This window comes from Rhodococcus sp. 077-4 (assembly GCF_047782425.1).
Taxonomy (GTDB): Bacteria; Actinomycetota; Actinomycetes; order Mycobacteriales; family Mycobacteriaceae; genus Rhodococcoides.
Genome location: NZ_JAJPWC010000002.1, coordinates 771,712 through 792,836 on the forward strand (window position 1 = coordinate 771,712; position 21,125 = coordinate 792,836).

Here is a 21,125-nt window from a genome sequence, read left to right on the forward strand (position 1 = left end):
CTGCGAGCAGAGAGGCGAAAATCGATGCGCATCGGAGTTCTGACCGGAGGCGGCGATTGCCCGGGGCTCAATGCGGTGATTCGCGCAGTCGTGCGCACCGCCGATGCGCGGTACGGCTCCACGGTCGTCGGTTTTCAGGACGGATGGCGCGGGCTTCTCGAAGACCGGCGCGTGCAACTGCGCAACGACGACCGCAACGACCGGTTGCTCACCAAGGGCGGCACGATGCTCGGCACCGCGCGCACCAATCCGGATGTGCTGCGCGCCGGGCTCGATCGGGTCAAGCAGACCCTCGAGGACAACGGCATCGACGTGTTGATTCCGATCGGTGGCGAAGGAACACTCACCGCGGCTGCGTGGTTGTCGGAAGAGGGGGTGCCGGTGGTCGGGGTGCCCAAGACGATCGACAACGACATCGATTGCACCGACGTCACTTTCGGTTTCGACACGGCGCTGACGATCGCCACCGATGCGATCGACCGGCTGCACAGTACCGCCGAATCCCACCAGCGGGTGATGCTCGTCGAGGTGATGGGCCGCCACGCAGGGTGGATCGCGTTGCACGCAGGTCTGGCGTCGGGTTCGCACATGACGCTCATCCCGGAGCAGCCGTTCGACGTCGAAGAGGTATGCACGTTGGTGCGCAAGCGTTTCCAGCGGGGAGACTCGCATTTCATCTGCGTCGTCGCCGAGGGAGCCAAGCCGATGGAGGGCTCGATGAAGCTCCTCGACGGCGGTATCGACGAGTTCGGCCATGTTCGATTCACCGGAGTTGCCCATCAACTCGGCGTCGAGATCGAGCGTCGTATCAACAAGGAAGTCCGCACCACGGTGCTCGGCCACGTCCAGCGTGGTGGAACGCCGACGCCGTACGACCGCGTTCTCGCAACACGATTCGGCGTCAACGCGACCGACGCGGCTCATTCCGGCGATTTCGGGAAGATGGTCTCGTTGCGGGGATCCGAGATCGGCCTGGTGTCGCTGGCCGAGGCGACCAAGCAACTCAAGCGAGTACCGCAGACCCGGTACGACGACGCCGCCGCGTTCTTCGGCTGACTCGGCACCGTCGAGACGCGCTCAGATGCGACCGGCGGCCTCCTGGATTTCGGCCTCGCGTTCTTCCGTCTCGCGCCGCAGCTCACGGCGTCGCCGTGCGGCCTCGAAACGTTGGGCACCGACGTCGGTTGTCGGCGTCAACTGGGGCAGTGTCTTGGGCTTTCCGTCGTCGTCGATCGCAACCATCGTGAAGTAGCAACTGTTGGTGTGTCGCAACTCACCGCACTGGATGTTCTCGGTTTCCACTCGAATGCCGACCTCCATCGAGGTGCGGCCGGTGTAGTTGACCGAAGCCGAGAACGTCACGAGTTCTCCCACGTGGATCGGTTCGCGAAACACGACGCGATCGACCGAGAGCGTGACGACGTAGGCGCCCGCGTATCGGCTGGCGCAGGCGTACGCCACCTGGTCCAGAAACTTCAGAATCGTGCCGCCGTGGACATTGCCGGAAAAGTTGGCCATGTCGGGTGTCATCAGCACGGTCATGGCCAGTGTCTGCTTTTCTGGGTGAGTCACCCGTGCACGGTAGCGAGGACTCGTTGTTACCCGCGCGTCCTGCAGGACATAAACTTGCGCGCATGACTGCTGCAACCGTCGATCTGATCGATTACGACGATGTGCTCGCCAAGTTCGACCCCGTGTTGGGCATGGAGGTCCATGTGGAGTTGGGCACGGCGACCAAGATGTTCTGCGGCTGCCCCACCGAGTTCGGTGCAGAACCGAACACGCAGGTGTGCCCGGTGTGCCTGAGCCTGCCCGGCGCGCTTCCGGTGGTCAACTCCGCTGCGGTGGAGTCGGCGATTCGAATCGGGCTGGCCCTCAACTGCTCGATCACCCCGTGGGGACGGTTCGCTCGCAAGAACTACTTCTACCCGGATCAGCCGAAGAACTATCAGATTTCGCAGTACGACGAGCCCATCGCGACCGAGGGTTACCTCGACGTGTTGCTCGACGACGGCAGCACGTTCCGCGTCGAGATCGAGCGCGCGCACATGGAGGAGGACACCGGCAAGTCGACGCACGTCGGCGGGGCGACCGGCCGCATCGAGGGGGCGTCGCATTCGCTGCTCGATTACAACCGGGCCGGTGTGCCCTTGGTGGAGATCGTGACCAAGACCATCACGGGAACCGGTGCGCGCGCTCCCGAGGTTGCACGTGCGTACGTCACCGCACTGCGTGACCTGTTGAAGTCGCTGAACGTGTCCGATGTGCGGATGGATCAGGGTTCGTTGCGTTGCGATGCCAACGTTTCTCTGATGGAGAAGACGGCAACCGAATTCGGTACACGCACCGAGACGAAGAACGTCAACTCCCTCAAGAGCGTCGAGGTTGCCGTTCGGTACGAGATGCGGCGTCAGGCCGCCGTTCTCGAAGCCGGCGGAGAGGTGACGCAGGAGACTCGGCATTTCCAGGAATCGGACGGCACCACCACCGCCGGCCGTAAGAAAGAGACCGCGGAGGATTACCGCTACTTCCCCGAGCCCGACCTTGCTCCCGTCGCCCCCGACGCAGCGTGGATCGAAGAGCTTCGTGCGACGTTGCCCGAGTTGCCGTGGTTGCGACGCGGCCGCATCCAGAAGGACTGGGGTGTCTCCGACGAGGAGATGCGAGATCTGGTGAACGCCGGTGCGCTCGAGATCGTTGCGGCGACGGTCGAGGCCGGCGCTTCGCCGCAGGCAGCGCGGTCATGGTGGGTGTCGTACCTGGCTCAGCAGGCCAACATCGCCGGCGTCGAACTGACCGATCTGGCCATCACTCCGGCTCAGGTGGCCGAGGTGGCTGCGTTGGTGGCCGACGGCAAAGTCAACAACAACGGTGCCCGTCAGATCGTCGACGGGGTATTGGCCGGCGAGGGTGAGCCCGCAGAGGTGATGTCTGCGCGAAACCTGGTGCTGGAGAAGGACGACACCAAGTTGCAGGCCGCCGTCGACGAGGCACTCGCGGCCAATCCCGGTGTTGTCGAGAAGATTCGCAGCGGCAAGGTTCAGGCGGCCGGTGCCATCGTCGGTGCGGTCATGAAGGCGACCCGCGGCCAAGCCGATGCTGCTCGCGTCAAAGAACTCGTCCTCGAGGCGTGCGGCCAACCCTGATCGCAGAGAACACTGCAGTGGCCGAGCGCGATGTGCGCTCGGCCACCTCAGTGTCGACGCCGATCAGTCGAAGCCGCCTCCGCCGCCACCGGGGAACGGCACCTTGACGACGCGATCGTCGGTGGGTCCGACGGTGGGTCCGTTCTTGTTGACGGTGCCCACCAGAATCTGTCCGTCGGCAGAGCTCGTAGCGCCGTTCAGCTGTCCGTACTTGTCCTGGATCAACAGGGTCGGTTCGGCCGAGACGGCACCGGTGTTCGGGTCCGTCGACAGTGCGGCAACAGCTTTGGCGCTCGTGAGAGCGACCGCCACTCCGCCGGCACCCGCTGCACATCCGGCAACGCCGGGTCGGTCCGGCCACGTCCAGACCGGGTTGAACACAGCGCCCAGTCCGTCGATACGCTGCAGCCGGTCCTCGACTGCGGTGCGGTCGGTGACATAGATGTTTCCGGTGCCGTCGGTGCAGACGTCACCCGCCGTGCCAATTCCGCTGAGCGCGATCTGCGGCCGCGGGGGATTCGGATTCGGGGACAGCGACGTCACCCGTAACAGCTTGCCGGACAAGGAGTTCGGGTTCGCTGCCGCGGCCGGATCGCCGTTGTCCCCGGTGAGGACGAGAAGTTCGTTCGGCGAGTAGAAGTCGATCGAACCACGGTTGCCCGTGGTGCCGCGAGGAATTCCGGTGAGAATGTCCTTGGGAACGTCACCCTGCGCGAGCCGGACCACCCTCGTGTCCGAGGAAGTGGTGATGAGGGCGTACAGCAACCTGTCCTCGGCGTAGGTCGGAGACAGCGCGATATCGAGAAGGCCCCCGTCGCCGGTGCCGTCGACCGTGATTCGGGATACCTCGACGGGCGTTCGACCGGCCGCGACTTCCATGATGCGCCCGGTTCGGCGTTCTGCTACGAGCACAGACTCTCCGTCGGGGAGTGCGACGAGGCCACTCGTGGTGTCCAAGCACGTCGCAATCACGGCTCGGTCGGGATCGACACAGGGGCCGGATGGCGGAGGTGGAGCGTTGGGATCGGAGGTCGGCGGCGCTTGGCTCGGGGTCGTCGGCTTCAATTCGGCGGCACCCACATCCGGCGCGGGTGTGAACGGCGACGAGTTCGAATCGTCGAAGCGTGCGCACCCAGCGAGCAAGGCTGCCGTCATAGACAACGCGACGACGGCGGCTGTTGCAGTTCGTGACGACGCTCCGACCGGCTTCATGCTTCGAACGTTACGGAACGTCCGGCAAGACTCGCCACGCGGCCGTGAGCGTCGACGTCGGTGATGAGCGCAGATCGGCTCTACTGTGGACAAGTGACCGATACACCGCGCGACCCCAACCGGCCGGACAACTCGTACGAACCGGCCGAGAGCCCGTACGACAATCCCACGGAAAAGATCTCACCTTCGCGCTCCGCCTCGGAGACGTCGGCGACCGACCGGACCGAGACGGCCGGTGCGCCGACCACAGCCTTCGGCGCACAGCGCTCGGACCGATTGCCCCGAACCGACGACGAGCTCGACTTCCCGTACTCGTCGTCGTCCGACGCGCGGTCGGCCGATGGTCGGGCCGTCGATGCTGGGTCCGTGGATGCTGGGTCCGTCGATGCGCAGCCCACCGAGAAATTGCCTACCTACCGACCGTCGGCTTTCGCCGATTCTTCGGTCGATCGTCCGTCGACGGCAGCCTCGACGTCGTCGGGTGCGTATTCCGATCGCTCCACCGAATATCTCGGTACTTCCGCGGGCGGAGCGACCGCAGCAGCCGTAGCGCCGGAACCCGAGGTTCGCACCGAGACCGTCGAGGTTCCCGCACGCCGCGGCAGCACCGATCTGGGATTGTTCGTCCTCCGAGTGGCCGTCGGCGCAGTATTTCTCGGTCACGGCCTGCAGAAACTCGTCGGACTCTGGAACGGGCCCGGCCTGGACGGCTTCCAGAACCTGCTGGAGGAGTCGGGTTACCGCTATCCGGAAATTCTCGCGATCGCGGCCGCGGTAGGTGAGACCCTGGGCGGAGCGCTTCTGATCCTGGGCTTGGCCACACCGCTGGCCGGCGCGGCGGTGCTCGCGACCATCATCAACGCGTGGTGCTTCAAGCAGGTCGTCGAGCCCGGCCTGCAGTTCTCCGGCACGGGCGGCGTCGAGTACGAGACGGTTCTCGGCTTCGCTGCGGCCGCGATCATCCTCACCGGACCCGGACGTATCGCGTTCGACGGCCGTCGCGGATGGGCCACCCGACCGCGGATCGGATCGCTGCTGGCGCTCGCAGTCGGCATCGCGGCCGGTGTCTGCATCTGGATCTTCCTCAACGGAGCCGATCCCGTGGTCCGCTGACCCTCATGACGAGCAGACTCAGGTGAGCGAAACTTCGTAGCGGGCTACGACGTTTCGCTCACCTGATCTTTCAATTCGCAGGCTGCACTCACCTGGGCCTTGCCTCAGGGAACGTAACGAACAGCACCCTTGTCGGCCGATGTCGCCAATGCGGCGTATGCGCGCAGTGCCGTGGTGACCGTGCGCTGACGGTCCACCGGCTGCCACGGACGCTCGGACGCGTTCATCTTCGCTCGACGCGTCTCGAGCGTTTCGTCGTCGACGAGGATCTCGAGGGTGCGGGTGGCGACGTCGATGCGAACCTGGTCGCCGTTCTCGACCAGTCCGATCACGCCGCCTGCTGCGGCCTCGGGGGAGATGTGCCCGATGGACAGGCCCGAGGTTCCGCCGGAGAAGCGGCCGTCGGTGATCAATGCGCAGACCTTGCCCAGGCCGGCACCCTTGAGGAACGCGGTGGGGTGCAGCATCTCCTGCATACCCGGCCCGCCCTTGGGTCCCTCGTAGCGAACGACCAGCACGTCACCGGGTTGGATCTTCTTCTGCAGGATGGCCGAGACGGCTTCTTCCTGCGATTCGACCACCAGTGCCGGCCCCTGGAACGAGAACAGATCCTCGTCGATGCCTGCGGTCTTGAGGATCGCGCCGTCGACCGCGATGTTGCCGCGGAGCACCACCAGGCCGCCTTCGACCGTGTATGCATGCTCGCGATCGCGGATGCAGCCGCCCGCGGCATCGGTGTCGAGGGAAGACCATCGATTGTTCGTGGAGAACGGTTCGACGGTGCGGACGCCACCGGGAGCCGCATGGAACAGCTCCACAGCCTCGTCCGACGCCGTGCCGGATCGGATGTCCCAGGTGTCGAGCCACTCGTCGAAGCTCTTCGTGTGGACGGTCGACACGTCGGTTTCGAGGAGATCGGCGCGCCGAAGTTCGCCGAGCAGAGCCGGGATTCCGCCGGCTCGGTGCACGTCTTCCATGTGGTAATCGGAGTTGGGGGAGACCTTCGCCAGGCACGGGACCTTGCGGCTGATGGCGTCGATGGTGTCGAGGTCGAAGTCGACCTCACCCTCCTGCGCTGCCGCGAGGGTGTGTAGCACCGTGTTGGTGGATCCGCCCATCGCAACGTCGAGGGCCATGGCGTTGCGGAACGCGGCCGGAGTGGCGATGTTGCGGGGGAGAACCGATTCGTCCTCGTCGCGGTAGTACTTGAGTGCCGCCTCGACGATGGTCGTGCCGGCCCGAGTGAAGAGTGCGCGTCTGGCCTCGTGGGTCGCCAGAGTGGAGCCGTTTCCGGGGAGCGCAAGGCCGAGCGCCTCGGTGAGGCAGTTCATCGAATTGGCGGTGAACATGCCGGAACAGGACCCACACGTCGGGCAGGCGCTGCGCTCGACCTCGTCGAGGCCCTCCTCCGAGACGGCGTCGTTGGCGCTGGCGGAAATCGCGGTGATCAGGTCGGTCGGTGCCTGCGCGACGCCTCCGACGACGACGGCCTTGCCTGCCTCCATCGGTCCACCGGAGACGAAGACGGCCGGGATGTTCAGGCGCATCGCGGCATTGAGCATGCCGGGAGTGATCTTGTCGCAGTTGGAAATGCAGACGAGCGCATCGGCGGTGTGGGCGTTGGCCATGTATTCGACGGAGTCGGCGATGATCTCGCGGCTGGGCAGCGAGTAGAGCATGCCGCCGTGACCCATGGCGATACCGTCGTCGACGGCGATGGTGTGGAACTCGCGGGGAACGCCGCCTGCCGCTCTCACCGCGTCGGCCACGATCTCGCCGACGTTCTTCAGGTGCACGTGGCCGGGGACGAACTGGGTGTACGAGTTCGCGATGGCGACGATTGGTTTTCCGAAATCCGAGTCGGTCATTCCGGTGGCGCGCCACAGCGAGCGTGCGCCCGCGGCGTTGCGTCCGACAGTGGTGACCCGTGAGCGTAGCGGCGGCATGATGCGTTGTCCTCGTCCGTTGCAGCGGTTTCTCGCACGGAGGAGATTACTCGCCTGCCACTACAGCTCCTTCGCTGCCTGCCCGCCCTCGTGCTCGGCGTTCTCGGCGTCCGCCCGGTCTTGTTCCTCTGCCGCCGCAGCCGCCGCAGCGGCGTAAGGGTCGGTGATGCGACCGCCGCTGGCCGCGGCGAGCTGAGGGAGCAGATCGAATCGCACCAGCGGCAGCGACTTCTCGCTCTTGTCGGTCAGAACCACTCGTGCCCATCGGCGATCCGGGAAATGCAGACCCGCCACCGATTCCCACTCGATCACGTCCGAACCGACGAAGCGGCGTGCGGTGATCGCCTCGGGAGAAATGACCGTGCGCACGCGAAACACCCAGATGGCCGCGGCGATCGGCAGGATCAGCAGCCACCCCATGGCCACGGGCCAGCTGGCGGCTGTCAGCCCCGTGCCGAACAGCAGCAGTCCCACGCCGATGAGCGCGAGGCGCGGAACTCGAATGACCTGCGTACTCAACCGTTGCGGTCCCCCGACACCGTTCGGTGGCTCGGGTGCGGTGTGGGATGATGGAAGAGGTGGTTCGGACTGCTGCGAAGACGACACCCATTCATCTTCGCATTGCATCTACGCGATCTCACATAATGGGATTGCGTCGTGACGAGTTTGACTCTTCCCTGTGCGCGCGCCTACCGTCGAGCGCGTGAAGCGGAATTGGATACTCGTAATCGGCCGGCGCGTCAACGCCTGAGCCGGTTGTTCAAACTCGCATCGACGCGCCACCCTCGTACAGCTCACGCTGACGGGGGTTTTTTATTGCCCAGAGATCGCCCAGCAATTTCACATTCCTGAGGAAGCAATCAGTGAGCGCACCAACCGCACGCCCAGGGCCCACGACCCGTAAGTCGGGGACAGCAGCCGGCCCGTCGACCACCAACCCGTCCGCAGACGCGGCGACCAACGGATCGCGACGCCACGTCGCACCGGAGAAGGTCACCGGCGCACAGTCTGTCGTTCGGGCCCTCGAAGAACTTGACGTCGACACCGTATTCGGAATTCCCGGCGGCGCGGTTCTCCCGGTCTACGACCCGCTCTTCGACTCGGTGAAGGTGCGCCACATTCTGGTGCGACACGAACAGGGTGCAGGCCACGCTGCGACCGGCTACGCCCAGGCGACCGGCAAGGTCGGCGTCTGCATGGCAACGTCCGGTCCCGGCGCGACCAACCTCGTGACCCCACTCGCCGACGCTCAGATGGATTCGGTTCCCGTTGTCGCGATCACCGGTCAGGTCGCCCGCAGCCTCATCGGGACCGACGGTTTCCAGGAAGCCGACATCTCGGGTATCACCATGCCCGTCACCAAGCACAATTTCCTCATCACCGACGGTGCCGACATCCCGCGCATCATGGCCGAGGCGTTCTACATCGCCTCCTCGGGCCGTCCCGGTGCCGTCCTCGTCGACATCCCCAAGGACGTCCTGCAGGCGCAGACGACGTTCTCGTGGCCGCCGGAGATGCGTCTGCCCGGCTACCGTCCGGTCACCAAGCCGCACGGCAAGCAGGTCCGCGAAGCAGCCCGCTTTATCGCCGACGCCAAGGCGCCGGTGCTGTACGTCGGTGGCGGCGTCATCAAGGCCAACGCCTCGGCGGAACTGCTCGAACTCGCAGAACTGACCGGAATTCCTGTCGTGACCACTCTGATGGCTCGCGGCGCTTTCCCCGACTCGCACCAGCAGAACCTGGGCATGCCGGGTATGCACGGCACCGTCGCCGCGGTGGCCGCCCTGCAGCGCAGTGATCTGCTGATCACGCTCGGTGCTCGGTTCGACGACCGAGTCACCGGCCAGCTCGCGTCGTTCGCACCCGGTGCCAAGGTCATCCATGCCGACATCGACCCGGCCGAGATCGGCAAGAATCGCTACGCGGACGTGCCGATCGTCGGCGACTGCCGCGAGGTCATCACCGAGCTCATCGAGGCACTGCGAGCAGATCGTGCAACCGGAACCACGCTCGACCTCGAGCAGTGGTGGGTCTACCTGAACGGCATCCGCAAGACCTACCCGCTCAGCTACGACCGCCCGGCCGACGGTTCGATGTCGCCGGAGTTCGTCATCAGCTCGGTCGGCAAGTTCGCCGGCCCCGACGCGATCTACTGCGCCGGCGTCGGGCAGCACCAGATGTGGGCCGCGCAGTTCATCAACTACGAGAAGCCGCGTACGTGGCTCAACTCGGGTGGCCTCGGCACGATGGGATACGCGGTTCCGGCCGCAATGGGTGCCAAGAGGGGCCTGCCCGACGCCGAGGTGTGGGCCATCGACGGTGACGGATGCTTCCAGATGACCAACCAGGAACTCGCGACCTGTGCGGTCGAGGGCATCCCGATCAAGGTCGCACTGATCAACAACGGCAACCTCGGCATGGTCCGCCAGTGGCAGACCCTGTTCTACGAGGAGCGCTACTCCAACACCAATCTCGGTACCCACGGTGCCGTCCGCATCCCCGATTTCGTGAAGCTCGCCGAGGCGCTCGGTTGCGTCGGGCTGCGGTGCGAGCGAGAAGAGGACGTCGACGCGGTGATCGCTCAGGCGCGCGCGATCAACGATCGTCCGGTCGTCATCGACTTCATCGTCGGAGCCGACGCTCAGGTGTGGCCGATGGTCGCAGCCGGGACGGGCAACGACGAGATCATGGCAGCCCGCGGAATTCGTCCGCTGTTCGACGACGACGATGCCGAAGGTGTGGAGCCTGCGGTCATCGAAGAGGCAATGGCCCGCGAGCAGGCGCACGGCGCACACAGCGCCGACACTGCGTCGACCGAAGACGTGAAAGGCAGCGACAAGTGAGCACGAGCCATACCCTCAGCGTTCTCGTGGAGGACAAGCCAGGTGTGCTGGCTCGCGTCGCTGCACTGTTCTCGCGCCGCGGATTCAACATCTCCTCGTTGGCCGTCGGCGGCACCGAGATCCCCGAGATCTCGCGCATGACGATCGTGGTGACCGTCGACGAATTCCCGCTCGAGCAGGTGACCAAGCAGCTCAACAAGCTCATCAACGTCATCAAGATCGTCGAGCAGGACGACGACTCGTCGGTCGCTCGTGAGTTGGTGCTGATCAAGGTTCGCGCCGACGCCAGCGTCCGCAGCGAGGTCATCGAAACGGTGAACCTGTTCCGCGCCAAGGTGATCGACGTGTCTCCCGAAGCCGTGACGGTCGAGGCCACGGGCACTCGCTCGAAGCTCGATGCGTTGCTGAAGATGTTGGACCCCTATGGAATTCGAGAAATAGTTCAGTCGGGAGTCGTTGCCGTCGGACGTGGACCGAAATCGATCACTGCGTCGCGCTGAGCGACGGACGTGATATTCAGCGAAATCGAAGAGGAAAGGTTACAAACAGTGGCAGTCGAGATGTTCTACGACGACGATGCTGATCTGTCGATCATCCAGGGCCGCAAGGTTGCTGTGATCGGCTACGGAAGCCAGGGCCACGCGCACTCGCTGAGCCTGCGCGACTCCGGCGTCGATGTGCGCATCGGCCTGGCGGCGGGCTCGAAGTCTCGCGCCAAGGCCGAGGAGCAGGGCCTGAAGGTCGGCACTCCGGCCGAGGTGTCCGAGTGGGCCGACGTGATCATGGTGCTCGCACCCGATACCGCTCAGGCCAAGATCTTCTCCGAGGAGATCGAGCCCAATCTGAAGGACGGCGACGCGCTGTTCTTCGGCCACGGACTCAACATCCACTTCGACCTGATCAAGGCTCCGGAGTTCGTCACCGTCGGCATGGTCGCACCCAAGGGCCCCGGCCACCTCGTGCGTCGCCAGTTCGTCGACGGTAAGGGCGTTCCCGCGCTCATCGCCATCGACCAGGACCCCAAGGGCGAAGGCCAGGCACTCGCGCTGTCCTGGGCCAAGGGCATCGGCGGCACCCGCGCAGGCGTCATCAAGACCACGTTCAAGGAAGAGACCGAGACCGACCTCTTCGGTGAGCAGGCCGTGCTGTGCGGTGGCACCGAAGAACTCGTCAAGACGGGCTTCGAGGTCATGGTCGAGGCCGGCTACGCACCCGAGATGGCGTACTTCGAGGTGCTGCACGAGCTCAAGCTCATCGTCGACCTCATGTACGAGGGCGGCATCGCTCGCATGAACTACTCGGTGTCCGACACCGCGGAGTTCGGTGGCTACCTCTCCGGACCGCGCGTCATCGACGCAGGTACCAAGGAGCGCATGAAGGCCATCCTGGCCGACATCCAGTCGGGTGAGTTCACCCGTCGCCTCGTCGCCAACGTCGAGAACGGCAACACCGAGCTCGAAGGCCTGCGCAAGGCCAACGCCGAGCACCCCATCGAGGTCACCGGCAAGAAGCTGCGCGACCTCATGAGCTGGGTCGACCGCCCGATCACCGAAACGGCCTGATTCTCATCGAATCGCGTTGTCACGCAGTCTGATCGAAGGGCACCCCTGGATCGTCAGGGGTGCCCTTCGGTGCGTGATTCAGGTGGCGTCACAGTTCGACGTCTCCGGCCTCTAAACTGTTCGTGCTGCACAGCGCCGCCGAATTTTTCCGACCACGTCTCGAACCGATATAGGGAGTTTTTCACGTGAGCCAGCCAGGCCGTCCTGTCGTTCTGATCGCCGACAAACTTGCGCCGTCCACCGTCGAGGCATTGGGCGACGGCGTCGAGGTCCGCTGGGTCGACGGCCCGGATCGCCCCGCGCTGCTCGCTGCAGTTCCCGAGGCCGACGCGATCCTGGTGCGCTCCGCCACCACGGTCGACGCCGAGGTGCTCGCTGCAGGCACCAATCTCAAGATCGTCGCCCGCGCAGGCGTCGGCCTGGACAACGTCGACGTGCCCGCTGCCACCGAGCGCGGCGTCCTCGTCGTCAACGCGCCGACCTCCAACATTCACACGGCCGCCGAGCATGCGGTGACGCTGCTGCTGGCTGCCGCGCGCCAGATTCCCGCTGCCGACGCCACCCTGCGTCAGCACGAGTGGAAGCGCAGCAAGTTCAACGGTGTCGAGATCTTCGGCAAGACCGTCGGCGTCGTCGGACTCGGTCGCATCGGTCAGCTGTTCGCACAGCGTCTCGCTGCCTTCGAGACCCACATCATCGCATACGATCCCTACGTCTCGGCCGCGCGCGCCGCGCAGCTCGGTATCGAACTGGTCAGCCTGGACAAGCTGCTCGAGCGCGCCGACATGTTCTCGGTGCACCTGCCGAAGACGCCGGAGACCAAGGGCATCATCGGCAAGGAAGCCCTCGCCAAGACCAAGCCCGGAGTCATCGTCGTCAACGCCGCTCGTGGTGGACTCGTCGACGAGCAGGCCCTGGCCGACGCCATCACCAGCGGCCACGTCTTCGCCGCCGGCATCGACGTCTACGCCTCCGAGCCGTGCACCGACAGCCCGCTGTTCGAGCTGCCCCAGGTCGTCGTCACCCCGCACCTGGGCGCATCGACCACCGAGGCTCAGGACCGCGCAGGCACCGATGTGGCCAAGTCGGTATTGCTCGCTCTCGCAGGCGAATTCGTGCCCGACGCCGTCAACGTCAAGGGTGGAGCCGTGGGCGAAGAGGTCTCGCCGTGGCTCGAGATCGTCCGCAAGCAGGGCGTGCTGCTCGGAGCCCTGTCCACCGAACTTCCCACGTCGCTGTCGGTGGACGTGCGCGGCGAACTCGCCACCGAGGACGTCGAGATCCTCAAGCTCTCGGCGTTGCGCGGACTGTTCTCTGCCGTCATCGAGGACTCGGTCACGTTCGTCAACGCCCCGTCGCTCGCCGAGGAGCGCGGCGTCACCGCCGAGGTCACCACGGCATCCGAGAGCGAGAACCACCGCAGTGTCGTCGACATCCGCGCCGTCTACGGCGACGGTTCCGTGCTCAACGTGGCGGGAACACTCACCGGAACGCAGCGGGTCGAGAAGATCGTCAACATCAACGGCCGCAACTTCGACCTTCGCGCCGAGGGCAAGAACCTCATCGTCAACTACGCGGATCAGCCCGGCAGCCTCGGCCGGATCGGCACCCTGCTCGGCGACGCAGGCATCGATATCGCGGCCGCCGCACTGAGCCAGGACTCCGAGGGTGACGGTGCAACGATTCTGCTGCGCGTCGACAAGGACGTGCCGGCAGAGCTCAGTGCGAGCATCGCCGCCGCGGTCGGCGCGTCCACCATCGAGCTTGTCGATCTGTCCTGATTTCTGCTCGCAGCCGATCCGAGAAGAAATCGAACGAACACACGAGGAGTGAGATGAAGCTGGCCGTCATCGCCGGGGACGGAATCGGACCCGAGGTCGTCACCGAGGCGCTTGCCGTACTCGATGTGGTGGCACCAGGAGCCGAGAAGACCGAGTACGACCTCGGTGCGCGTCGCTACAACGCCACCGGCGAATTGCTGCCGGACTCGGTCTTGGCGGAATTGCGTGAACACGACGCAATTCTGTTGGGGGCCATCGGAGATCCGTCCGTGCAGAGCGGTGTGCTCGAGCGTGGACTGCTGTTGCGAGCTCGGTTCGAGCTCGATCACCACATCAATCTGCGTCCGGCCAAGCTCTACCCCGGAGTTGTCGGCCCGCTGGCCGGCGACAAGCAGATCGACGTCGTGGTCGTGCGCGAAGGCACCGAGGGGCCGTACACCGGAAACGGCGGAGCGCTTCGAGTCGGCACGCCGCACGAGGTGGCCACCGAGGTCAGTGTCAACACCCGCTACGGCGTCGAACGGGTGGTGCGCAACGGCTTCGAGCGGGCGCTCACCCGACGCAAGCACCTGACGCTGCTGCACAAGACCAATGTGCTCACCTTCGCAGGCAGCCTCTGGGCTCGCACGGTGGACGAGGTGGCGGCGGAGTTCCCGGACGTCGAGGTGGCATACCAGCACATCGACGCCGCAATGATTCACCTCGTCACCGACCCGGGCCGGTTCGATGTCATCGTCACCGACAACTTGTTCGGTGACATCGTGACCGATCTCTCGGCGGCGGTGACCGGCGGAATCGGTTTGGCCGCAAGCGGAAACATCGATGCGACCGGCACCAACCCGAGCATGTTCGAGCCCGTGCACGGGTCTGCTCCGGACATCGCAGGGCAGCAGAAGGCCGATCCGACGGCCGCCATCCTGTCGGTGTCCTTGCTGCTCGATCACCTCGGTGATGCGGAAGGAGCGGCACGAGTGGAAGCCGCCGTCGCAGCGGACCTCGCCGAGCGAGGAACCACCACCGCGTCGACGAAGGACATCGGCGCGAGAATTGCAGCGCGCCTGTAGTTTTCACCCGTATCCAGGCTCATCACGACGATGCCACGCTCGGCAACTGCCGAGCGTGGCATCGTCGTCTCTCGGTTCTTCAGGTGTCGGGATCATCCGGAATCACCGGGGTCGACAGGGCCGGGAAGATGGCCGAGACCAGAAATGCCAGTGGGAAGCTCACCGCCGCCAGTGCCCCGAACACGGGTGGCACAGCCGCCGCGAAGACGTACTGGCCGGTGTTCTGAACGCCGAGGGCTCGTCCGCTCCAGAACGGTCCCGAGATCTCGGCCACGGCGGTGAACGCGAGGCCGTTGGGGGCCACCGTGGTGATCGAGGCGATCACCAGTGCGACAACGGCGATGGGGGAGTCGAACCAGTCGGCGATGCCCAGAGCGAGCATGCTGGCCGTGGTGGCGACAGCAACCCAGCGCAGTGGTCGCATGCGGCTTCCGACGCGGTCGGACAGGGCCCCGACGCCCATGCGGCCGAGCGCGCCGAGAACTTGGGTGACGGTGACGAGGATGCCTGCCGACGCTGCACTCCATTCTCGGTCGGTCATCAGCCAGACGAGCGCGTAGGTCCACACGACGTACTGGGGGATCACCAGCAGGATCGAGGTGGCATGAATCCGCCACAGATGGGATCCTGCGCGGTACGGATTGTTCAGCAGTCCTTGCGTTGCGGCATCGGCGCGGCGAGGACGTGGCGGGTCGATCACGCCCAGGCACAGCACTGCTCCCGCTGCGCAGACGAGTGCCGGCACCAGCAACGCGTAGCCGACGCCGTGATCTCGCGCGATCGGCGGAACGGTGAGCGCTGCGATTCCTACGCCGAGAGGTACCGACATCTGCCTGATCCCCATCGCCAATCCGCGCCGGTGCGGCGGGAACCATCCCACCACCACGCGTCCGCTCGCGCTGTTCGCGCTCGCTGCGGCCATACCGCCGAGTAGCAACAGGACCGCCAAGAGGGGAATGGAGGTGGTGAACACTGCGGCGACGCTGGCAAGCGCCGTCAGGCCGAGTCCGATTGCGAGAACGACTCGTTCGCCGATCCGATCGACGAGGACGCCCCAGGCGATCAGAGTGAACATGATGCCCACGGTCGGCATGGCAACGACGAGTCCGGCGGTGGGCAGACTCAGGCCGCGGTCGTCGTGCAGGGCGGGAATGAGAAATGCTGCGCCGTTGATGAACACCGCCCCGGCGGTCTGCGCGAGCATCCCGAGCGCGAGCATGAGCCAACGTCTGGCTTCGCCGATGTCGGACAACTGCCCGCTGGTGGCCATCTCGTCTCCGTCTCATAATGTGGACAAATAATCTTGAAATGTGGAATTCGATGTCGACGTTACACCGACCCGAATCGCTCGGAGCGGGCGGTGGCGGAGTGCACACCCCGCGTGTCGATAGACTTCCGACATGCGTCTCGGTCGAATTGCAAGTCCTGATGGTGTGGCATTCGTGAGTATCGAAGGTGAGGGCGACTCGCAGACTGCGAAGGAAATCGCCGAACATCCCTTCGGCACACCCACGTTCACGGGTCGGTCGTGGCCACTGGCCGATGTGCGACTGCTCGCTCCCATCCTCGCAAGCAAGGTCATCGCCATCGGAAAGAACTACGCCGCGCACGCGGCCGAGATGGGCGGTGAGGCTCCGAAGGATCCCGTCATCTTCATCAAGCCGAACACCTCGATCGTCGGCCCCGGTGCGGCGATCGTGCTGCCGCCGTCCTCGAACGAGGTGCACTACGAGGGCGAGCTGGCCATCGTGATCGGGCGTCCGTGCAAGGACGTCCCCGCGTCGAAGGCCTACGAGGTGGTGCTCGGTTACACCGTCGCCAACGACGTCTCGGCCCGCGACCACCAGAAGCACGACGGACAGTGGACTCGCGCCAAGGGACACGACACCTTCTGCCCACTCGGGCCGTGGATCGAGACCACGCTCGACCCGACCGATCTGGAGATCAAGACCGAGGTCGACGGCGTGGTCAAGCAGCGGAGCCGCACTTCGCTTCTGCTGCACGACATCCCGAAGATCATCGAGTGGGTGTCCGCGGTGATGACGCTGCTCCCCGGAGACGTCATCCTCACCGGAACCCCCGAGGGAGTCGGACCCATCACCGACGGTGACAGCGTGTCGATCACCGTCGAGGGAATCGGTACCCTGACCAACCCCGTCGCAGCGAAGAAGTAGGGCAACGATGACCACAGCAACAGATGTCCGCGTTCGGTTCTGCCCGTCGCCCACCGGTACCCCGCACGTCGGCCTCGTCCGAACTGCATTGTTCAACTGGGCGTTCGCCAAGCACCACGGCGGCACCTTCGTCTTCCGCATCGAGGACACCGACGCTGCACGAGACTCCGAGGAGTCCTACGCCGCGCTGCTCGACGCTTTGCGCTGGCTCGGCCTCGAGTGGGACGAGGGCCCCGAGGTGGGTGGCCCGTACGAGCCCTACCGTCAGTCCTTGCGTCGCGACCAGCACATGGCCGTCGTCCAGCAGTTGCTCGACGCCGGGGAGGCCTACGAGTCCTTCTCCACACCGGAGGAAGTCGAAGCCCGGCACAAGGCGGCCGGGCGCGACCCCAAGCTCGGCTACGACAACTTCGACCGCGATCTCACACCGCAGCAGCGACAGGCCTTTCTCGACGAGGGTCGCGGTGCCGTCGTGCGTCTGCGGATGCCCGATCACGATCTGACCTGGAACGACCTCGTTCGCGGGGAGACCACGTTCAAGGCGGGGACGGTACCGGACTTCGCGTTGACGCGAGGCAACGGAGTTCCGCTGTACACGTTGGTCAATCCGGTCGACGACGCACTGATGAAAATCACCCACGTCCTGCGCGGCGAGGACCTGCTTTCGTCGACGCCTCGTCAGCTCGCACTGTACGAGGCATTGATTCGGATCGGCGTGGCCGACCGTACGCCCGAGTTCGGGCATCTGCCGTTCGTCATGGGCCAGGGCAACAAGAAGCTGTCCAAGCGCGATCCCGAATCCAACCTGTTCATCCACCGCGATCGAGGGTTCATCCCGGAAGGGCTGCTGAACTACCTCGCTCTCCTCGGGTGGGGGATCTCGGACGATCACGACGTGTTCTCCCTCGACGAGATGGTGGCAGCGTTCGAGATCTCCACGGTCAACTCCAACCCGGCTCGCTTCGATCAGAAGAAGGCCGATGCGATCAATGCCGAGCACATCCGGCTGCTGGCCGCAGACGATTTCGCGGCACGATTGCGCGAATACCTGGTCTCTCAGGGGCATCTCACCGAGCCGGTCGACGAGAAGACCTTTGCCGTCGCGGCCGATCTGGTGCAGACCCGCATCGTCGTGCTCTCGGACGCCTGGGGACTGTTGAAGTTCCTGTTCGTCGACGAGGCAGATTTCGAGATCGATCCCGCTGCCGCTGCCAAGAACCTCGGTGCCGATGCTGCGCCGGTACTCGATGCCGCTGTGGAGGCGCTGACGGCATTGACCACGTGGACCACGGCGGACCTGGAGGCGACACTCAAGGATGCGTTGATCGACAAGCTGGAGCTCAAGCCGCGCAAGGCCTTTGCTCCGGTGCGAGTGGGCGTGACGGGCTCGCACATCAGCCCACCGCTGTACGAGTCGATGGAATTGCTCGGGCGCGAAACGACCTTGGCGCGCCTGTCTGCCGCACGCGCTCAGGTGGCGTGACGACGGGCGGCCGCCTGCCCGTCTCGGTTCTCGGAGACGGCCTTCGATGAGTATTTCCGATCGACTGGATCGGCTCCAGCGCCGACGGCCCGTTCTCGGATATCCCATCGCGGTGGTGTACAAGTTCGTCGACGATCAGGGCGGCTACCTCGCTGCCCTGATCACCTACTACGCCTTCGTCTCGCTGTTTCCTGCACTGTTGCTGTTCTCCACGGTTCTGGGTTTCGTCCTGGTCGGCAGTCCGGAACTGCAACAACAGATCCTGAACTCGGCGCTCGGTCAGATCCCGGTGATCGGTGACGAACTGGGCAGGCCAGAACGCATCGGTGGAGGCACCGTCGGACTGGTGGTCGGTGTCCTCGGCTCCCTGTACGGCGGCCTCGGGGTGGCCGTGGCGCTCCAGAACGCAATGAACACCGCGTGGACGGTACCGAAGAACTTGCGGCCCGATCCCATTCGAGCCCGGGTACGCGGATTGGGTCTGCTGAGCACGGTCGGTCTTGCGGTCCTGGCCGTCACGGCACTCAACGTGCTCAGTGCTGCAGGATATTTCGGCCCGGAATCCGGCCTCGTGGTGTTCGTGGTCGGCACACTCTTCTACATCGGCGTGTTCGTCGTCGCGTTCAGGCTCGCCACAGCGCGGCCACTGTCGATCGGTGAGGTCCTTCCCGGAGCTGTCGTGGCCGGTCTGATCTGGCAGCTGTTGCAGACCTTCGGCAGTGTCTACGTGAAATACGTCGTCAGCAGCGCGACGGTCACCAACGGCGTCTTCGCTGTCGTGCTCGGACTGCTGGCGTTCTTGTACGTCACCTCGGTATCGATCGTGCTGTGCATCGAGATCAACGTCGTTCGCGTCGATCGACTATTCCCGCGCGCCCTGCTGGCCCCGTTCACCGACGACGTCGAACTGACCGAGGGCGACGAACTCACCTACACCGGACAGGCAGAAGCGCAGCGCAGCAAGCCGTTCGAGGAAATCGTGGTGACCTTCGACGACCCGCCGCGAGCTCAGTCCGAGTCCGGTTCCGAATCGGCAACCGAGGCACCGTAGAAGCGGTCGATTCTGGTCTCCATCGGGAAACGGACCGCCGTATCGCCGAACATCAGCCGAGTTGCCGACAATGCTGCTCCTGCAACTGCTTCGGCCACTCGCTCCGCATCGGCGGTGCGGCAATGCACAACCACCTCGTCGTGCTGAAAGAAGACCAACTCGCTGCTGCTCGAGGCCAACTGATTTCGCAGTTCGGCCAACAAACACAGCGCCCATTCTGCGGCGGTGGCCTGCACGACGAAGTTACGGGTGAACCGGCCCCGCGCGTGCGCGTCGCCGGTGGACCACCACTGCGCAGAGGGTGGTGGGCAGGCCCGCCCGAGCCACGAACGGACGACCTCGCCGCGTTCGCCGGCGCGAGCGGCCTCCTCCACGAGCGCGACCGCACCGGGGAACTTGGCCCGCAGCCGCGTCAGCAGTCCGCGAGCCTCGCCGGAGGTTGCGCCGTACAGCACCCCGAGAACGGCGACCTTGGCGTGGCCGCGATCGCCGTCGAAAGATTCTGCCGCCACCGGTGCGTACAGATCTGCGGTGCCGGCAGCAGCGACCATGCGTGGATCGCCGGACATCGCAGCGAGAATACGGGGTTCGAGCTGACCGGCGTCGGCGGCCACAAAGGTGTAGTCGGGATCTGCGATAACACTGGCGCGCAACGGCTTCGGGATCTGCAAACCGCCTCCGCCGCGGCTCGCCCAGCGGCCGGAGACCACCGCGCCGGGAACGTAGACCGGCCGAAATCGATCCCCGCGTACCCAGGCGTCGAGCCAGGTCCACCCGTTCGCACTGTGCAGTTTCGACAGATCGCGATGGCGCAGCAACAGCGGGACCGCGGGGTGGTCTATCTCCCGAATGACGTGAGCACGAGTCGACGTCAGCTCGATACCGACGCGTGCGAACGCGGCCACCACCTCCGCTGGCGAGGCAGGGTTGACGCGGCGGCCGAACGCCGAGGAGATCTGGTTCTCCAGCCGTATCAGAGCTGGGGGAGGAGAGCCGTCGGCCGGTCGGGCACCGAGCATGGTCTCGAGATGACGGCGGTGGGCCGACGCCGAGAACGGCAGCCCGTCGAAGGTCATCTCCGCCGCGGCCAGACCGCCGGCCGATTCGGCTGCTGCGAGCAGGTGCAGTGCGCGATCGTCTCCGATGTCCGTGAGCTGACGCCGGTACTCGGCGAGCACTGCCACGGGATCGGACTCGGGGTCCGCATCGAACAGGCCGGGTCGCAGGTCCGCGGGTGACGACGGAGCAGTTGTGGAACCTGCCCGCATCGCCAGAATTGCACCGACCAGTGCGAGATCGTGACAGCGGCGCACGCGTACCCCTCGTTCGAGCAGCCGAGGGTAGATCCGGCTCGTGTCCTCCCACACCCATCTGGGTCGTTCGGCTCGTTCCAACTCGGCAACGGCCGCGACCGCATCCTCGGTCACTGTGGGTTCGCTCCGCGTCGTGCCGTCGTCGTCCAGGTACGTCAACACTGCCTGCTCGCCCTGTGGAACGAGCAGAACCTTCATCGGACGGGTCTGCGGTCGGTCACGGAGAACAAGTCTTCTCCATTCCCCGGCCGACATACAGGCGGGGCTCCGCAGTCCTCGCCACAACGGTGCCCGAGGCTGCTCGCGATACGAACTTCGCTTGGTTTCGTAGGCTCTGAGCAGCCGATTTGGAGAATGGGTAGTCACCTTTGATAGTCTCTATCCCGGCTCGAAACGCAGTGCACATCGTTCGCGGTGAGCAATTCGATTCAAGTCCA

General features: G+C 65.2%; 17 protein-coding genes. 11 read left to right on the forward strand and 6 right to left on the reverse strand.

Translation table 11 applies throughout. From position 1 onward, the window contains the following. The first annotated feature begins 24 nt into the window (after positions 1–24). Complete coding sequence (locus tag ACNEOT_RS12865; protein ID WP_415974424.1) at positions 25–1,056, forward strand: ATP-dependent 6-phosphofructokinase; 1,032 nt, start codon at positions 25–27, stop codon at positions 1,054–1,056. Between the two features lie 21 nt (positions 1,057–1,077). Here ACNEOT_RS12865 and ACNEOT_RS12870 read toward each other — a convergent pair whose 3' ends face one another. Continuing rightward, the gene (locus ACNEOT_RS12870; protein WP_415975134.1) at positions 1,078–1,542 is read right to left on the reverse strand and encodes an acyl-CoA thioesterase; all 465 of its coding nucleotides are present in this window, start codon (positions 1,540–1,542) and stop codon (positions 1,078–1,080) included. 92 nt (positions 1,543–1,634) lie between these two features. Here ACNEOT_RS12870 and gatB point away from each other — a divergent pair, with 92 nt between their 5' ends. After that, positions 1,635–3,146 carry an Asp-tRNA(Asn)/Glu-tRNA(Gln) amidotransferase subunit GatB gene (gatB, locus tag ACNEOT_RS12875; protein WP_415974425.1) on the forward strand — a complete coding sequence of 504 codons (1,512 nt, stop codon included), beginning with the start codon at positions 1,635–1,637 and terminating at the stop codon, positions 3,144–3,146. Positions 3,147–3,209: 63 nt separating this feature from the next. Here gatB and ACNEOT_RS12880 read toward each other — a convergent pair whose 3' ends face one another. Further along, a complete protein-coding gene (locus ACNEOT_RS12880) occupies positions 3,210–4,358 on the reverse strand; it encodes a PQQ-dependent sugar dehydrogenase (protein WP_415974426.1) in 1,149 nt (382 codons plus the stop codon). Positions 4,359–4,451: 93 nt separating this feature from the next. Between ACNEOT_RS12880 and ACNEOT_RS12885 the strand changes: the two genes are divergently transcribed. Continuing rightward, entirely contained in the window at positions 4,452–5,471 is a 1,020-nt protein-coding gene (locus ACNEOT_RS12885; RefSeq protein WP_415974427.1) for a DoxX family protein, read from the forward strand. A 104-nt stretch (positions 5,472–5,575) separates the two neighbouring features. Here ACNEOT_RS12885 and ilvD read toward each other — a convergent pair whose 3' ends face one another. Beyond that, positions 5,576–7,417, reverse strand: coding sequence for a dihydroxy-acid dehydratase (gene ilvD / locus ACNEOT_RS12890; RefSeq protein WP_415974428.1), 1,842 nt, complete (start codon positions 7,415–7,417; stop codon positions 5,576–5,578). 60 nt (positions 7,418–7,477) lie between these two features. After that, a complete protein-coding gene (locus tag ACNEOT_RS12895; protein WP_415974429.1) occupies positions 7,478–7,936 on the reverse strand; it encodes a PH domain-containing protein in 459 nt (152 codons plus the stop codon). Between the two features lie 344 nt (positions 7,937–8,280). On the opposite strand from ACNEOT_RS12895, the gene ACNEOT_RS12900 reads away from it, so the two are divergent. The 5 genes from ACNEOT_RS12900 to ACNEOT_RS12920 all read left to right on the forward strand — a co-directional run bounded on the left by ACNEOT_RS12900 (position 8,281) and on the right by ACNEOT_RS12920 (position 14,667). After that, the gene (locus tag ACNEOT_RS12900; protein WP_415974430.1) at positions 8,281–10,260 is read left to right on the forward strand and encodes an acetolactate synthase large subunit; all 1,980 of its coding nucleotides are present in this window, start codon (positions 8,281–8,283) and stop codon (positions 10,258–10,260) included. Beyond that, entirely contained in the window at positions 10,257–10,760 is a 504-nt protein-coding gene (gene ilvN, locus ACNEOT_RS12905; protein ID WP_032397758.1) for an acetolactate synthase small subunit, read from the forward strand. The genes ACNEOT_RS12900 and ilvN overlap by 4 nt, the downstream gene beginning before the upstream one ends. A 60-nt stretch (positions 10,761–10,820) precedes the next feature. Beyond that, complete coding sequence (ilvC, locus tag ACNEOT_RS12910; RefSeq protein WP_170944858.1) at positions 10,821–11,822, forward strand: ketol-acid reductoisomerase; 1,002 nt, start codon at positions 10,821–10,823, stop codon at positions 11,820–11,822. 185 nt (positions 11,823–12,007) lie between these two features. Further along, entirely contained in the window at positions 12,008–13,603 is a 1,596-nt protein-coding gene (serA, locus tag ACNEOT_RS12915; RefSeq protein WP_415974431.1) for a phosphoglycerate dehydrogenase, read from the forward strand. A gap of 53 nt (positions 13,604–13,656) precedes the next feature. Beyond that, the gene (locus tag ACNEOT_RS12920) at positions 13,657–14,667 is read left to right on the forward strand and encodes a 3-isopropylmalate dehydrogenase (protein WP_415974432.1); all 1,011 of its coding nucleotides are present in this window, start codon (positions 13,657–13,659) and stop codon (positions 14,665–14,667) included. 79 nt (positions 14,668–14,746) lie between these two features. Here the strand turns inward: ACNEOT_RS12920 and ACNEOT_RS12925 are convergent, their stop codons facing one another. Continuing rightward, complete coding sequence (locus tag ACNEOT_RS12925; RefSeq protein WP_415974433.1) at positions 14,747–15,937, reverse strand: MFS transporter; 1,191 nt, start codon at positions 15,935–15,937, stop codon at positions 14,747–14,749. Positions 15,938–16,067: 130 nt separating this feature from the next. Here ACNEOT_RS12925 and ACNEOT_RS12930 point away from each other — a divergent pair, with 130 nt between their 5' ends. Genes ACNEOT_RS12930 through ACNEOT_RS12940 form a run of 3 tightly spaced genes read left to right on the forward strand, consistent with a single transcriptional unit; the run spans position 16,068 to position 19,375 of the window. Further along, positions 16,068–16,841 (forward strand): fumarylacetoacetate hydrolase family protein, encoded by a 774-nt coding sequence (locus tag ACNEOT_RS12930; protein WP_415974435.1) that lies wholly within the window; start codon positions 16,068–16,070, stop codon positions 16,839–16,841. Positions 16,842–16,848: 7 nt separating this feature from the next. Next, positions 16,849–18,324: a glutamate--tRNA ligase gene (gene gltX, locus ACNEOT_RS12935; RefSeq protein ID WP_415974436.1), complete on the forward strand. Its 1,476-nt coding sequence runs from the start codon at positions 16,849–16,851 to the stop codon at positions 18,322–18,324. A 46-nt stretch (positions 18,325–18,370) separates the two neighbouring features. Next, positions 18,371–19,375 carry a YihY/virulence factor BrkB family protein gene (locus tag ACNEOT_RS12940; protein WP_415974437.1) on the forward strand — a complete coding sequence of 335 codons (1,005 nt, stop codon included), beginning with the start codon at positions 18,371–18,373 and terminating at the stop codon, positions 19,373–19,375. Here ACNEOT_RS12940 and ACNEOT_RS12945 read toward each other — a convergent pair. Continuing rightward, positions 19,333–20,886, reverse strand: a complete 1,554-nt coding sequence (locus ACNEOT_RS12945; RefSeq protein WP_415974438.1) for a bifunctional 3'-5' exonuclease/DNA polymerase — start codon at positions 20,884–20,886, stop codon at positions 19,333–19,335. The two genes, ACNEOT_RS12940 and ACNEOT_RS12945, sit on opposite strands and share 43 nt — an antisense overlap. Between the last annotated feature and the right edge of the window lie 239 nt (positions 20,887–21,125).